The 14,693-nt window shown below is 35.6% G+C and carries 16 protein-coding genes; all 16 read right to left on the minus strand.

Annotated elements, in window-relative coordinates; translation table 11 throughout:
• Nucleotides 1-2: 2 nt before the first annotated feature.
• The 16 genes from traM to MTP08_RS10175 all read right to left on the minus strand — a co-directional run bounded on the left by traM (nucleotide 3) and on the right by MTP08_RS10175 (nucleotide 13,981).
• On the minus strand, nucleotides 3-1,211 hold the full coding sequence (gene traM, locus MTP08_RS10100; protein WP_229048561.1) for a conjugative transposon protein TraM: 1,209 nt from the start codon (nucleotides 1,209-1,211) through the stop codon (nucleotides 3-5).
• Nucleotides 1,201-1,554 carry a hypothetical protein gene (locus tag MTP08_RS10105; RefSeq protein WP_229048562.1) on the minus strand — a complete coding sequence of 118 codons (354 nt, stop codon included), beginning with the start codon at nucleotides 1,552-1,554 and terminating at the stop codon, nucleotides 1,201-1,203. Before MTP08_RS10105 ends, traM begins: the two co-directional genes overlap by 11 nt.
• A gap of 1 nt (nucleotide 1,555) precedes the next feature.
• Nucleotides 1,556-2,170 carry a conjugative transposon protein TraK gene (gene traK / locus MTP08_RS10110; protein ID WP_229048563.1) on the minus strand — a complete coding sequence of 205 codons (615 nt, stop codon included), beginning with the start codon at nucleotides 2,168-2,170 and terminating at the stop codon, nucleotides 1,556-1,558.
• 20 nt (nucleotides 2,171-2,190) lie between these two features.
• A complete protein-coding gene (locus MTP08_RS10115) occupies nucleotides 2,191-3,426 on the minus strand; it encodes a hypothetical protein (RefSeq protein WP_229048564.1) in 1,236 nt (411 codons plus the stop codon).
• Nucleotides 3,427-3,428: 2 nt separating this feature from the next.
• Nucleotides 3,429-4,259 carry a hypothetical protein gene (locus MTP08_RS10120; RefSeq protein WP_229048565.1) on the minus strand — a complete coding sequence of 277 codons (831 nt, stop codon included), beginning with the start codon at nucleotides 4,257-4,259 and terminating at the stop codon, nucleotides 3,429-3,431.
• Between the two features lie 4 nt (nucleotides 4,260-4,263).
• Nucleotides 4,264-4,929, minus strand: coding sequence for a hypothetical protein (locus tag MTP08_RS10125; protein WP_229048566.1), 666 nt, complete (start codon nucleotides 4,927-4,929; stop codon nucleotides 4,264-4,266).
• Nucleotide 4,930: 1 nt separating this feature from the next.
• Complete coding sequence (locus MTP08_RS10130) at nucleotides 4,931-5,614, minus strand: hypothetical protein (RefSeq protein ID WP_229048567.1); 684 nt, start codon at nucleotides 5,612-5,614, stop codon at nucleotides 4,931-4,933.
• Nucleotides 5,615-5,624: 10 nt separating this feature from the next.
• The gene (locus MTP08_RS10135; protein ID WP_243575915.1) at nucleotides 5,625-6,278 is read right to left on the minus strand and encodes a hypothetical protein; all 654 of its coding nucleotides are present in this window, start codon (nucleotides 6,276-6,278) and stop codon (nucleotides 5,625-5,627) included.
• The gene (locus MTP08_RS10140; protein WP_229048569.1) at nucleotides 6,265-9,333 is read right to left on the minus strand and encodes a TraG family conjugative transposon ATPase; all 3,069 of its coding nucleotides are present in this window, start codon (nucleotides 9,331-9,333) and stop codon (nucleotides 6,265-6,267) included. The genes MTP08_RS10135 and MTP08_RS10140 overlap by 14 nt, the downstream gene beginning before the upstream one ends.
• 10 nt (nucleotides 9,334-9,343) lie before the next feature.
• Complete coding sequence (locus MTP08_RS10145) at nucleotides 9,344-9,664, minus strand: DUF4133 domain-containing protein (RefSeq protein ID WP_065720730.1); 321 nt, start codon at nucleotides 9,662-9,664, stop codon at nucleotides 9,344-9,346.
• A gap of 1 nt (nucleotide 9,665) precedes the next feature.
• The gene (locus MTP08_RS10150) at nucleotides 9,666-9,986 is read right to left on the minus strand and encodes a DUF4134 domain-containing protein (RefSeq protein WP_065720731.1); all 321 of its coding nucleotides are present in this window, start codon (nucleotides 9,984-9,986) and stop codon (nucleotides 9,666-9,668) included.
• 119 nt (nucleotides 9,987-10,105) lie between these two features.
• Complete coding sequence (locus tag MTP08_RS10155) at nucleotides 10,106-10,639, minus strand: hypothetical protein (RefSeq protein ID WP_065720732.1); 534 nt, start codon at nucleotides 10,637-10,639, stop codon at nucleotides 10,106-10,108.
• A gap of 23 nt (nucleotides 10,640-10,662) precedes the next feature.
• Nucleotides 10,663-11,313 (minus strand): ParA family protein, encoded by a 651-nt coding sequence (locus tag MTP08_RS10160; protein WP_065720733.1) that lies wholly within the window; start codon nucleotides 11,311-11,313, stop codon nucleotides 10,663-10,665.
• A 42-nt stretch (nucleotides 11,314-11,355) separates the two neighbouring features.
• Nucleotides 11,356-12,819 carry a relaxase/mobilization nuclease domain-containing protein gene (locus tag MTP08_RS10165; RefSeq protein ID WP_065720734.1) on the minus strand — a complete coding sequence of 488 codons (1,464 nt, stop codon included), beginning with the start codon at nucleotides 12,817-12,819 and terminating at the stop codon, nucleotides 11,356-11,358.
• Nucleotides 12,816-13,172, minus strand: coding sequence for a hypothetical protein (locus tag MTP08_RS10170; RefSeq protein WP_065720735.1), 357 nt, complete (start codon nucleotides 13,170-13,172; stop codon nucleotides 12,816-12,818). Before MTP08_RS10170 ends, MTP08_RS10165 begins: the two co-directional genes overlap by 4 nt.
• Nucleotides 13,169-13,981 carry a hypothetical protein gene (locus MTP08_RS10175; RefSeq protein WP_065720736.1) on the minus strand — a complete coding sequence of 271 codons (813 nt, stop codon included), beginning with the start codon at nucleotides 13,979-13,981 and terminating at the stop codon, nucleotides 13,169-13,171. The genes MTP08_RS10170 and MTP08_RS10175 overlap by 4 nt, the downstream gene beginning before the upstream one ends.
• Nucleotides 13,982-14,693: the final 712 nt, after the last annotated feature.

A 14,693-nucleotide genomic window follows, 5' to 3' on the forward strand; every position in this document is an offset into this window, starting at 1 on the left:
TATTATGGTTTTGATTGGGTTTGAGATTCTTTCAGCTGTTTTTCGTCAATTAGAAATACATAAGAATTGTACTTCAAATTGGCTTTATTGGTTTTGATCAGATTAGCGATTGATTTGGAGGTGGATGTAAATAATTTGGACCCGATGGTTGTAAAAAATCCTTCTCCTCCCATATCCATCTGGGTTCCCTGAACGGAATTGCTTCCCATCTCGCGAATCATATCTCTGAATACACTTTGTGGAACATACAGACCTTTCATCCCATCAACATCATAGATAGAAAGGTTGATAGGTAAAATCTCCCCTTTAGCAAATACTGAAATGATTTTCAGATCCACTCTTTGCATTGTAAATCCAGAGATCTGACCATATAAAATTGAACCTTTGCTAATTTTTTTATTGCCGACAAAAATGTCTTCGAGTAATCTGAACCGAATCCGGCTTCCTAAAAATCCTTTGTTGTCTTCATCAATAACCGCCTTGATAAAACTGTTTTCCTTCTCCTTATAAACTGCGTTAAAATCATTGTTAATCCCTGATTTGCTGACGTTAAATGTTGAATTAAGAAACTCTACCATTTTCTCTTTATTGGCTTTAAGCTTATTTTCTGCTGACAATTTATTTTGATAATCAGGATCTCGTGCTTTTTCCAAGGAATCCATTACCAACATCTGCTGTTTCAGATATTTTACGGGATCTTGCTGGACGCTTTGTTTATTTTCTTTCGGCGTATCTGCATAATTACTTTCCTGCTTTCCATAGGATTTTTCATTCAGCATTTTTATAATCTCGGATGACCTTTTATAATCCTGGTCGTCTTTCTCGTGTTTAGGATTATAATAAGATGACAGATTTCCATTAGCCTGATATTGATTTTGTCGTGAGTTCACAGCTTTTAAAGAATCTATTTTTCTTTTCTGTGATAAGGATAACTGATCCTCATAACTTAATAGACTATCCTGCTCCTTGTCAAGTCCACCGAGCATTGTCCTGTTATCATCTTTTTTAAAGAAAGCATCATATGCATCATTTTTGTTCATAATAGAATCCTGCGATTCGCCCAGTGAAATAGAAAGTTCTTTTGGTTTTTCCTTCGGTTTCTCCTCTTTCACAAACTGAGCGCCTACATAGGCAAACAGAAATATAAATGGTAAGGCAAGGAGTGGCAGAACATATTTTTTGTCTTTAAAGTTGATTTTTTTAATGTCCATTTTTAAAGTTTTGGTATTGGTTAAACAGATATTCTATTCGCAAACTATCTACTTTTAATAATTCCCCGCGATCTCTTTTTGCTTTAAGCAGCTGCAACTCACCTACAATTTTCTCCATTTCCTTACTATTTTTTGTCTGATTATTTTGAGCTACCGAACTTTTTGAATAAAGAATGGGAGGTTTTATTTTGAATGTCAAATCAGACGGAACGAAGATGCCTTGTAATATGGATACGAGGAAAGAAAGTGATAAGAAGACCATTGAATATGTGAAAAATTTCTTCGGATTCTCTACCGACCAGTCCACCCATTTCTGTCCTGTATTTTTAATAAAATTTTTCATTTTAGTAAGAATTTTTAGTTTGATTGGAAAGCTCTTCGTTATTAATAATCCGCCAGTTTTTGAGCAACACGCCGTGAGGATTGTTGGGACTCCGGATGATATCCTCAAAAAATCCTTCGGTAAATAATTTCCGGGTAATGACAGATGATTTTCTGGTTATCATCTGCTTTCCGAAAAACTGAAACTTACTGTTTTCTCTGTCCAAGGAAATGGAATCCGTGTGAATACTTACCATTGAACTGGAAGCAACAATCTGATTGTAAAAACCTTTTTCTCTCAAATTGGTATATTCTTTCTTACCGCTGTCATCAATGAGATAAAGGGATTTTTGAATATTTTCCTTTATATAGGAATCGTCGGGAGCTAACGTAAAAAACAAGCGATGGAATAGTTCTATTTGAGCTTTATATTCCACTGGTCTATTCAATAGGACATCGGTTTGTTTGGCAAGAACCGGAACGCCGTTATCCAAAATATAAATCGATTTTCTTGAATCCTGAATCAATGTGTAAGCAAAAAGAAATCCTGCTACGACAATAAAAACAGCAAACGCAATCGCTCCCAATGAAACTATCTTATTGATCTTTATTCTTTGTTCTAAGTTTTTAATAAGCATTTTTAATAAGTTTAATGAGATTATTTTCCATTTTTCATAGCTTCTTTAACTCTTCCGGATGCAGTGCCTGCTGCTGCTGATTTCACTGCGGAAGCTCCGCCTGTCTTTACCGCGAGCACTGCTGTTTTTGCACCACTTGCCATTCTGCCTACTGCACTTTTCATTTTTGTCATCGCTCCTGCCCCACCTGCTGTTACTATCGTATCGGCAATGGTTGGTGTCATCAGCACTCCGATTCCGGTGACGATATAAGCAACACAGGTAAAAAGTTGGTTGTAAATCATTCCTGAATTACTCACATAGACCATTAAAGCATCTAAATTGGTAATGGTTCCGTTAGTTAGAAGCGTATCATAGCGCTCAATTTCCATTGTATAGCCTGAAGCAATTAATTGTTGTCCGATATTGATAATGGTGTATGCAACAAAAGTGTAGAGATTGATATTGATGAATTTTGAAACCCAGCTATACAAAGAGTTTTCGAATCCCGGAATCAATGCCATTCCAACAGCGATAGGTCCAAGAATGATTAAGATATAAGCCCAGATCTTTTGAATAAAAAAGATGAGATAAACACAAACACGGAGAATGGAAAGGCATATAAACTCTATGATTTCTGCTACCAGTTTCTGCATTTGGAATTCCATCCTGATCTGCCATTCTTTGATGGGTTGTAATAATTTGTCAATACCATCACTGATATCAAACCAGGAATCATCGGCATCTTTCGATGTATTATCAATAACATCCTGTTTGGCGTCCTCTTCGGCATTAAGCTTAATAACTGCATCCAATAACTGTTGTTGTTTTTTAAATCTTTCGATTCTTAAATCATTGACCTCAGATTCAATATCACTAAAAATGGCTATTCCCGGTTCTGCAATAGCTTCAAAAGGAGCCTGAATGAGATTAACAAATCCTGTCCAGTAAATCAAAGTAAACCCGATAAGAATTGGTTTCAGCATTGGTCCAATTTCCCATTCTCTGTCTCCGGCTGCCATCTGCCAACCCATATATCCGAGGTACATCAAAGCACCTAAGCCACCAATAGCTCTACCTACCAATGCTGATCCCTCTGCATTGTCTTGAACGCTGTTGTCCAATTTTGTAAAAACTTCCATAAACCATTTTTCAAAAGCTCCGTCGCCTTTTAAAAACTGCAACAGATTACTGTAATCACTGTCGGTCTGTGCAAAGCAAAAAACAGGTAGTAATAACGCCAGACAGGAAAAAGTAAATGTGATTGATTTATTCATATCTAATACTTATGTTTATATTTTTGCATCACATCCTGAACAATTTGTTTGTCCGAAGCGGAGGTCGATTGTGAAGGTATTGCTGTAGGCAGATGGTTGTTTAAGATGTTTTTATAGTCCAGAAGAAGTGTCGTTTTATCATTATGTTTTTTTAATTCCTGAACAAATTTTCGCCATTTGATCAGAATTTCGTGATACATAATAAAACGTTTTCCTCGCGGCATATCCATTGAGCGGGACATGGAATATTTTTCTTTAATGAGATCCAGTTCTTCCTGCAGTCTTTTCAATGTTCCCGTTGTGAAAAGTGTTTCATAGGTCTGCTGGTCTTTCAGCCTCCACTCCATAAAATTCTGAGGTGTATCGGGAAATTCTGTGATGGGTTTCAACATCCTTTTGTAATACAGCAACCAAAGTGGATCGGCATCAACAGTTGCAGAAGTCCAGTGAGCAAGATCCTGAACACTTCTTTTATAAATCGTGTCGGAAGCAGCTTTGATTTTCTTGGCTTCTTCTTCCTGAAATTTCAATTGCGCCAGTCTTAAATTCTGTTCTCCTGTTGGTTTTAATGGTCTGATATCAGCACCATCTTTATAATCCCTGTTGATTTTAGGAGCCCACATTCCCCATACAGTAGCGTAAGCAAAATTGGTTTGGATGCCAAGAAAATATTTCGGATAAGGTCGCCAATCGCCCCAGCTTTCGAAAGTCATTCTCTTGTGCTGCGCAACAATGGCAGGATCGTTCAGTCTTTTTACGCTGACTTGTCCGAAAACATTTGCGGTAATAAATAATAAGAGGAAAAGTTTTGTTTTTTTTAATAGATTTTCCATAGGTTTAGTTGAATAGGTGTTTGTATTTTTGAATGATGTCTCCGACTATTGCTTTGTCGATATTGAGATAGTTTCGGAGTACCGGAACCTGATACAGATATGGAATCTTCTTGGCATTCTCCAATCTTAGGATGATATAGAGAATGTTTCCATTGATATTCCTTACTCGTGTAAAGATCTTTTCAATCAGCATTTCCCTATCCATAGCATCCATCAGGAAATCTTTATCTTCATTGAGTATATCCTGGGTAATCTCCTGCTGAAGTTTTAGAGTCTGCTTACCTATTTCTGCATAGTATTTTGAAACTAACACCGCATATTCCGGATGTTGGGCGGACAAGTCGAGCATCTTATTTGAATTGGTCACAATCTTACTGAGATACTGATACAGGTAAATCAATTTCTTACTTTGAGTAAGCGCTGAATTGACATTTTTAAGCTGCCCGTAGATGTATTCCTGAATAGCAATAATTTGGGTAGTTTTATTATTGATATCATCATAAAGCTGTTTTTGCTTTTCATAGGAATCTAAAAAAGCCTGCTCACTGGCTAAACGAACGCCGTGGTTGACCGTAATTTGCGATAAAAGTTTATCATTGATAACGATCTGCTGGCTCTTAATCATAATCCCTGAAAATGCAGCTATTAAAAAGGTTATTATTTTCTTCATCTTAAAAGGATTTGATATTGTTCATAATACTTTCCACCACTTGTCGATCTCGATTGACATAATATTGGAATGCTCTTTTATTTCGTAAAACTTTGGCTTTGATATCCCTGATTTTTAGAAGCATATAGGTGGAATTCCTATTGAGTGCTTTGACTTCACTTAATGCATAATCCAACAAAATCTTACGTTCCGATTTCTCCATTTGGTTAATGGCTCCGTATGACAGGATCATTCCAGTTATGAGTCTTGTGACCATCTGCAAATCATCCACAAATTGAACCTGAGGAGGCAAAACACTTACGATAGAATAAGGTGCTGTATTGATTTCATTAATAATGGCAGTCTGATTATCTGTTATCTTCGTTATTTCCCTGCTCATTGCAACACCTGTAGGTATTGCCTGAATTGCAAATGATACAATTCGCAGTCTGTCCTGCACTTTGGTAACCTTCTCTTTGAAGTTTTTCCATTGCGTCTGATTAGCTGTCTCTACAGTAGCATTTAGCGTTTGTTTTTGCCTCATTTCTTTCTGCCTGTCGTGTTCTTTCATCGTTGCATTGATCTCCAGATCCATCATTGGAAAAGAAACATTTTCCTGCTGCCAGGCCGGTGTAGAACCGCCACCGGAAGAAGTCATTAATATGTATATCAGTACAACAGACGATATTTGCAAAATCCTTTTCATCACTTCATTTTTAAAAGTTTCGCTTATATCTGTTCATTATGTTTTCAACAATACCTTTGTCAGTATTCATGTATCCAGCAAAAGGATTAATAGAATTCCAAAATCCTAATCTGTTTGCCTTTTCCAATCGTAATTTGATTGCCAAAAGCCACAACTTCAAAGTTTTTACATTGCTGGAAATGTTATGCAGAATTTTGTATCGGTCACCTGCAGTAGCCAGATTCAGTTCACCGGACGCAAGAATGTCGGTAACATCTGTTACGATCTTCAAACTTTGCTCGTAAGTTTTTTGAGAAGCTTTTGTCCCAAAAATGGCATATTGCGGGTGCTGCGAAGCCAATTGAACTACCTCTGACGAATACGTGTAGCACTTGTTAAGTTCAGAGTAGATTTGCTGTACCTGAATTCCGTTTTGGAGAGTTCCGGAAACTTCTTTCAGTCCTTTAAGTATTTTATTCTGAATATCATTGGCTGCAACTATTTGTGTTCCCACCCAGGTTTGTGCATCCTTCAATTTGGAGGTTTCCTCAATGACATCATTCTGCTTTGCTTTGAGATTTTCAGAATACAAGATCATTGCAGCTGTAACGGTAGGATCGATATAAGTGTTCTGGGAAAATAGAATACTTCCGCATCCTAAAAAAAATAAACTAAGCTTTTTCATAGTGTAATTTTTTACTGATTAATTCTGAAAAGTTCATTTGGCTCTCTTCTAGTTCCTTACTGATAATTTTGAAAACATTTTTTCCTTTGTTTTCACTTTTCATCATTTTATAAAATGAATCAAGTCTTGAGTCCAAGGGATTTTGATATAGATTGACTATCGATACAAGATTTTCAAGACTGTCTCCGAAAGATTTTAAATCCGATACAATTTTGATGAGTGCTTCATCGTAGCTTCCGTATTTTTGAACATAGTACTCGACTGCCGACTTCTCAGGTTTTTCAGTAGTGTAGGTCAAGTACTGCTCTATTGAAACTTCATTTCCGTAGACTTCGCCTTTAGAACCTCGTTTGAGATAAAATTCTTTGAACCTGCTTCTACCAAATTTGTTGTTTAGATTGTTGATGGTAAAAATCTTATTCTGCTCAACTTTGTTTAATGATAGTAAAGCTGCAATGCGGTCAAAATTATCTTTGAATTTGGTTTGATCAAGAAGAATGAAAGTATCAGAGTTATTAATGATGCTGTCTTTTACGACTGCATTTCCGATGATATCATCCAGCTCCTGTGTTACCACCACTGCTTCTCCCCAGAATTTCCTTACTGTTTTATACAGATATAAAATATATCCTCCCATCAGCTTACTGGCAATTGCCTTCCAGGCTTCTTCGATAATGAGTGCCTTTCGTCTGTCTTTCCTCAGTCGCATTTTCTGAATGAACGTATCCATAATGATCAGGGTCACAATTGGAAAAAGCTTGGGATTGTCCTTTACATTATCAATCTCAAAAACAATAAATGACTCCTCAAAGAGACTATTGTCTCCTTCATTATTCAAAGTAGTTCCATAACGTCCGCCTTTGTAAAAGTCCTTTAGAACAAACAGAAAAGTTCTCAGATTGAATTCTCTTTCTGTAATACTGTATTTTTTATTATTTAAATACAAAGGCAGAAATTTATCGCAATAATCATAGAATCCATTAAATGAAAGCTCCTTTGCTTCCAGCTTTTCTTCGAGTTCCTTAATTTTTTTAATGATAGTTTTCCTGAACGTTTCACTCCAGTTTTCATCCTTTTCGGGTTGCTTGATGAGCTCATTTGACTTTATTAGAATCAAGTGAGTTTCATTATAAATCCGTCTTCTTTCTTCATCATTAAGCGTATCGTAAGCCTCATAAATTTGATAAAACTGTTCGCTGTCATAATCAGGGTTATTGATATTCTTATCTGGATGATAGAATTTCAACAGTTTTCTCCCCGCATCTTTAATTTCTTCAGAACTTGCATCGAATGCAATTTCTAAAATGTCATAATATGTTCTTTGTCCTTTATTTTCATTTTCCTGCTGGGCATAAATATCCTCTTCGTGAAAATTGTACTTATTAAGATAGAGAATCAATTCCTCAGAACTTTTACGGTCATACCACTGAGTTCCAGAGTTGAAATACTGATGGTAATAAGACATTAGCACATTATCCAAAATTGATTTCTGTGCTGACGACATTGAGGCATCTGGACCTTGCCAGATCAGGAAGATAAGATTGGTTAAAAACTCTATTTTTTCAATATTGAACTCTTTCTTATCCATCAGGAAAGGATTCATTGTGATGGGTTTTTCCTCCGTGTATTGAATGTAGCGCCCTCCCTTATATTTACAGGTTCCCGAATAAGAATCTCCGGTGTCAACGATGACCACATCATAATTATAAGTGAGATATTGCTCAATAATATTATTCATCAGAAAGCTCTTTCCCGATCCGCTAGGCCCCAGAACAAACTTGTTACGGTTATTAATCCGTCCAATTTTCATCGGTAAATCAGCAGGGTCAACCTTTAACGGAACACCCTGCCGATCTGTAAACCTTAAATAAAAGTTGGATTCTTCGTTCACGGGGTAACTCTCTTTAAAAAAAAAACACAAGGCCGCTTCGCTTGTCGTCATAAAAAGGTCATACTCTCTGAGTTCAGTGGCATTTCCTGGAATGGCGGAGCGGAAAAGTTCCAGCTGATTGTAGGCATTCTTGGAAACGATGATTCCTTTCGTGAAAAGCTTATTCTCAATCAGGGACTGAACCCCTTCCATTTTTTCGAGAGTGCTGGCTGAAAATAGTAATGAAAAATGAGCATTCACAACCAATTGCCCGTCAACTGCAATGTTGTGCAAAAGAGTTTGGATTTCTTCAGCTATGATGGCATTGGATGGAGAATTATTAGCCGCTCCCTCGTGCTTTTTCTTTTTCTTGTCAAGCTCCCTCTGCTGTTGTGCTTGAAGAGGAATGGTAATGACCTGATTGTAGATGATGGTCTCATAATCTTCCAGTTCATTGATGAATGTAAAATTATCAACAGCTGTCTCAGAGGCTGCACCGTTTCCTCCAAGAACAGAATATGGTTCTATTTCAGAAGGCAAATCGATATTTTCAACATCGACAAAGGAAATATTTTTGACAAATCGGTTTCCAATCTGTAAGTATTCATTGGTACTCTTGATATTATCAAAACTTGGAACATCGGACAAGTGCATTGATAGTACACCTGATATATAATATTCAAAATCCTTTTCAAACAGAAGCTGCGGTTCGCAATCATTCTGTTTCAAAAGCATCATTACCTTCTGGCATTTATCCCGAAGCTCTTTGTAGCTTTTATCGGAGAAATGATAGTGCTTCATTTTCTTTTTCAGCTTATCATCCACAATATCTGTGAAGAAAAGTACAGTTTCAATCGTTTTGAAAAGTCTACCATCAAAATGCTCTGAGTATTTCTGCTGAAGGAATTGATTGGAATGTTCTGCTGTGTATTTCTTCTTTGAAAAAATATCGAGCTTTTGTACAATCCTACCCTCTCCAATAATGGATACGACTTGATTTAAAACAGTATGAAAATTCAGGTAATTATCGGGATCAGCAGAATATTGCTCAACAGCGTTTTTGATACGGATACCAATAATTGGATTTCCGTACTGCCCAAACAATACATCAAAGTCCCATCCGAAATCTTTCCCGTAGTCAAACCCGATAAATGGGATGTCAAATGCGTGCTTCTTGGTTTTCATATTGATTTATTTAATTGTTGATTTCAAAACCGTCTGGTTTGTTTTGCTTTAAAAGCTTAGCGTTGATTATCCTCTTAGGAAAAATTAAAATCTGATTGAAGTTTTTGGTCTTGGCATAAAGACCGTGCTTATCCTGTCTTTTGAAAATGAGATAAACACCTCCTGCTGTCACTGCAAGTCCGAGTAGCGAACCCAGTAATCCGAATTTTGATAATATCAGTGAAGCAACAACTCCAACACCTATTACTCCAACAGAATAAATGATATACTTGCCTTTGAGTCCGAAGAATACAAGGGGTTTCTTAAGCCCCTTGTAGAGATAGAAACCCATATTAAGCAAAGAATGCTGTTACGAATTCCGGAACTACCAGTAAGAAGATCATCGCTCCTCCATAGCCCAGAATTTCTTTGTTGACATCCTGATCACCATTCGTCCACTTATTATAAACCCTTAGACCTCCAATGAAACCTACCAATCCTCCGACTGCTTTTAGAATAAGCTTGATGGGATCCCAATAATCCTTAATGTCATTTGCTGCATTCGAAATTGCTGTTGCACCGCCCTGAGCAAACATTGGTGTTACTGCAAGAAGCAATAATGTGGCAGTAAATAATTTTGTAATAACTTGATTACGTGTACTTCTGTAAGTCATAATAATTTAAATATTTATGGTTAGAATTGTGTTTATTTTGCTCAGAAAAAGGCATAAGGGGTGTGCTATCCGCCATTTATTAGAGGATCACAATAGAATTAGAAAGAATTGTTAAACTCTTAGATCAGCGACTGATAAACCTTGTAACCATCACGGTCTGCGAGAACCTGTACACTGGTTTCAGCAAGGTTTAAGAACTGATAGAACTGCTTTTGATAGAGTTCATATTTTGATGGAAGCTGATCTTCTATTGGTTCTTGGGGAATGTTTTCAATCTCATCCAAAGTAGCAATATCTTCTGTTTCTTTCTGGTGTTCATCTATTTCAAATCGCTCATCAAAACTGTCAATATTATTTTCAGACTCGAACTTGTTTCGCCAGTATTCTAAGTCTCTATTTTCATCCTGTTCTTCCTCTCTTACGGGAGAAAGTTCTTTTTTGTTGAATGAATTAGGAGTATTTATATTTTCGACATCATCAATGCTGACTTCTTTTATTTCAGTTGTATTATTATCAAGAAAATCATTCAAAGAATATTCTTCGGTTTCATCTTGATTCTTAGAAATATCCTTTTTCAGGAAAAGATCATAGATGATGTTTCCTGCGTAGTATAGAAGATAAACAGAGATAATGCTGATAATTATTTTTGTCATTTGAGATGGTATTAATGATTTTGTTATAAAGTAATTTCAAGGCATTTATTAATATATTCTGTCAGTTCCAAAAAGGAGTTTTTAACTGCATATTTTTGTTCATAGGTAAGTTTCCTAGTATCAATTGTCTGCAAACAATTCCTTTTAAAGACCGGGCGTTTTAACAGAAGACCATATTTACTAATCTCGGCATCCATACCTTCCTGATTCTGGTATTTGTAGCCTTTATCATATTTTGATCGGATAAAAACCCTCTCCGCCTGGCTTTCCAAAAGACCTAAAAAGTTGATAAACACCAAAGTTGATTTTGCCGATACATTGGAGTATTCAAAAGGAATAACTATAAAATCACTATAAATAAGCAGATCACTGTATTTTGCATCCAATGTTCCTGCAAGGTCAAACACATTAACGTCTTCACTTTCCTTCATTTCAATCAAATGTTCAAAATCTGAAAAAGGCTGCTCATTCTCCTCATCAATGATTTGCACATCATAGAGTTTGGGAATTTCGAGCAACTCATCTTCTTTCCATTTGTGGTAAAAAGACTTCTGAAAATCAAAATCGAATACATTAACCTTCCTCTCGGAAGAAAGTGCAATGTAGTTAGCAAAAGCAATAGCTAACGTTGTTTTACCTGTTCCTCCTTTCTGTGTCCCAAAAGTGATTATCATATCGATTGGTTTATATTTTTCAGATTAATAAATAGCCTTCCACTAACGGCGCTTTCTTCTCTTTTTACGTTCATCTTCAGCAGGATCTTTGGCTGTACCTGAACTTTTCATCAGTTCAAAAAACAACTCGTTGACAACTTTATTCAATTGATTTCCTGCCTTGTTTTCAGTTTTTGATGTAGCCTGTATCTGAGGATCAAACAATTTTTGATACTGCTTTTCTCCGATCAATGCCACCACTTCTCCAATATAATGTAGTCTCGAATGGATGACATAATACTTTCCATCTTCTGACTTAATAACATTGATATCTTTATTATTTTGAGTTTTTAGATAGTCTCGAACATCGTTTCTGACAGTATTGTATATTTCTTTGTTTTTAAGTTTTTTATTCCCAAATAGCATAAATGCCTTTAACTCACTTTCCAGTGCTCTAGCTTTGAGAAAATCCAGTAATAGAATTTTACTTTCACTATCTCTTACATTGTAATCCTTCAGACTTTCAAACAGCTTTTTGTCTATTTTTTCAGAAGTGAACTCAAACAACTCCCTCATTTTCATAATTTCGCTACCTTTATAAACTGAGCCTGTTTTATGGTCAATTAAAGTGTAACCAAAAGGCTGATACTCATCTTTGTGATGAAATACGATGTCAATCCCAAAAACATCTCGGAGTTTTTTCTGAAGCTCACTTTCAAATTCAATCTTAGGAACAAGCTGATCTTTTTCTTTTACTTTTTCTTCAGGAAGCATTCCTTCCTGTTTCCTAAAATCCTCGACTTTAAAAACTTTATTGGAATAGATATTTTTATATTTCCACAAAATTGCCCGAAGTTGCTTTGTTCTGTTTTTATCATTTTTATTATCGAAGACCAACTGATTTTCAGATAAAGTCCGTTGAGTAACTCCGTTTTTTAAAATCGTCAAATACTGTTCATCAGGCGCGTTCTTGCTCAGTTTGTATCCATTCCTGATAAGTAAAGTTTCTAATTGATGGATAGAACTTATTTTGTAATTCAGAAGTCTATTCAATTTTTCTTCTGACTTAATTTCGTAAAGCTTTTCTAAAGTATCGCTTAGTGCTTGTTGAGCATTCAGCTTCTCGTAACTGTCATTAATCTTCTTCCCTGTCTCTTTGTCCACACGGGTCGTGACAATATGGACGTGATTATTTTCTGTATCGTTGTGATGAATTACGATAAATGGTTGTTTCCCATATCCCATCTCATCCATAAAATCTTCAGCAATCTTAGTCAGCTCCTCTTTTGAGTGTTCCTGAAATTTAGTAGAGATCATTGCGTGAAACTGAGGTTTCAAAACCTTTTTGTTTCCATTTGAAATCGCTTTCAAGTAATCCCGAACCTTTTGTTTATTGCTATTCTTATTGATAAATGATGGGAAATTTTTCATCTTCATCAACTCGCCTTTTCCTTCATTGATCTTCTTGTCATTATAATTTACTCCCGGAAAACCTGAACCTGCCGGAGCCATAATTTTAATAATCATTTTGCCAGCAGGGCATAAATATTTTCAAATATCCTATTCTGCACCTTTTTCAATTCCAAAATCTCTGTGAGCTTGTCTGAAAAATTATCCAGTTCTTTAGAACTGATAAACTTCTGAGTATTGACAATTTTTGCTACCTGATTAATATTGGTTTCAATTTTAGTAAAGATGTTATCTTGTTTTTCAATGAACTCTAAAACATTTCTTCTCTCATCATCCATCAATCTGTTCTCTACAGAATTGACAATTAGGCTTGTTAAGGAAATTCCTTTATTTAGACAGATTTTTTGCCAATTATCTTTCTGGATAGCAGAAATCCTAATTTTGATAGAATTTTTCTTCTCATTTATCATTCAACTACATTCAGATAGTTTATCGGAAAAGTGGTCATGCCTTTTATCTTACCATTAAATTTTTCAATCTGATTCTTCCACAACAGCAAATGAAAATCGACGTTTGTCAATGAAACTATACCTTGTTCGACACCTAAGCCTCCTCCATTAGGACTTCCGCTTACCAATATATTGTTGAGCGAACCGACACTTCCACTGGTCATAAATCCTAAATCGCGTAATGGTTTTGAGAGATTGAGCATGATGTAGTTTGAATTGATGGGTGCTGAACAAGTGATGCTTACATCTAGGTAGCCAATTGTTCCAATTCTCCTTGCATCAATTTCTCCGGTTATTCCAAGACCAGATGTTCCCAATCTATATATTTTTGTTGATAAAGTATGCTGTCGGGGATTCGTTGGAAATGGAAGATACTTGTTCCAGGAGGTTTGTTCAGAAATAGTATTTATCGGAAGTGTCTCGTCCAATACGACAAGAGCATCATAGTAAGTAGGCTCAGTAAGTATCTGATTCCAAAACTGACCATTAAAATAATAGTAGCCTTCTTCAACAATATGAATAACTTGACCCAAAAGATTAGATGCAGGTTGAGTTACATAGACAATAGCACCTTTTTGCAATACCGAATAATTTTTAGTTGCAAGCTGATCACCTGTAATTCTTGGTGGAATTATGCCGTCATAGTGATTGGGTAAATCTGGCTTGCCAATAATATCCAAAGTTGCTGAAGGTGTCTCCGTATTAATTCCGACCTGAGCTCTAAGGATAATTGTAAAAACAAATAGTAAAAGGCTAAATAATTTTTTCATTTTTGATAAAATTTCTACTGCAAAGTTGAAGCATAAAAACCTCTAAAACAATAGCTTTGACCGGAGATGGGCTAGTTAAGAATACTCTGGATGAGTCTGGAATCTTCAAAGATTGAAAAAGAATAATTTGGTCTAATTTGGAATATTAAACCTGATTTTATTCAAAATAGAAAAACAAGTTCCGCCGTTTTTCCTCCTTTTTGCAGAAAAGGCAAGATCGTCTTTGGACTCAGAAATTTGGCAAAATTTGTGGGTACAAAGACACATCTTGCTACGAAAAGCAGTTTAATTTTTCAGAGATTAAAAAAATTAAATTTAATACTGATAATTAATTGGTTACATATTTATTGCATTTTTAAGAAAAAGACAATCAATTACTTTAAATAAGAAGTTGTGTATTTTTTATGTAGGTGTTACTTTGGATTTGTAAATTTCTACAAAAGTATTATACAAACCTAGGTAAAATTTACGTAGGTTGTTTGAAAGCATTGGTAAATTTTACTTAGGTATAAAAGAAAGCTATTTTTTTTTTGGCGTCTGGAATCACAACCAAGCATAAGATGTTTCGATCTAATTTGGGTCTTTTAATCCGCAAGATATACTTTTCATAATCTGCTCTTAAAATAAATTCAATTTTTCAGGTTAAAAATATTTTAACAACTGCTCATTAAACGGTTATGTATTTATTGCTTATTAACAGAAAAAATAAACA

The sequence above is a fragment of the Chryseobacterium oryzae genome, assembly GCF_022811665.1.
Taxonomy (GTDB): Bacteria; Bacteroidota; Bacteroidia; order Flavobacteriales; family Weeksellaceae; genus Chryseobacterium; species Chryseobacterium oryzae.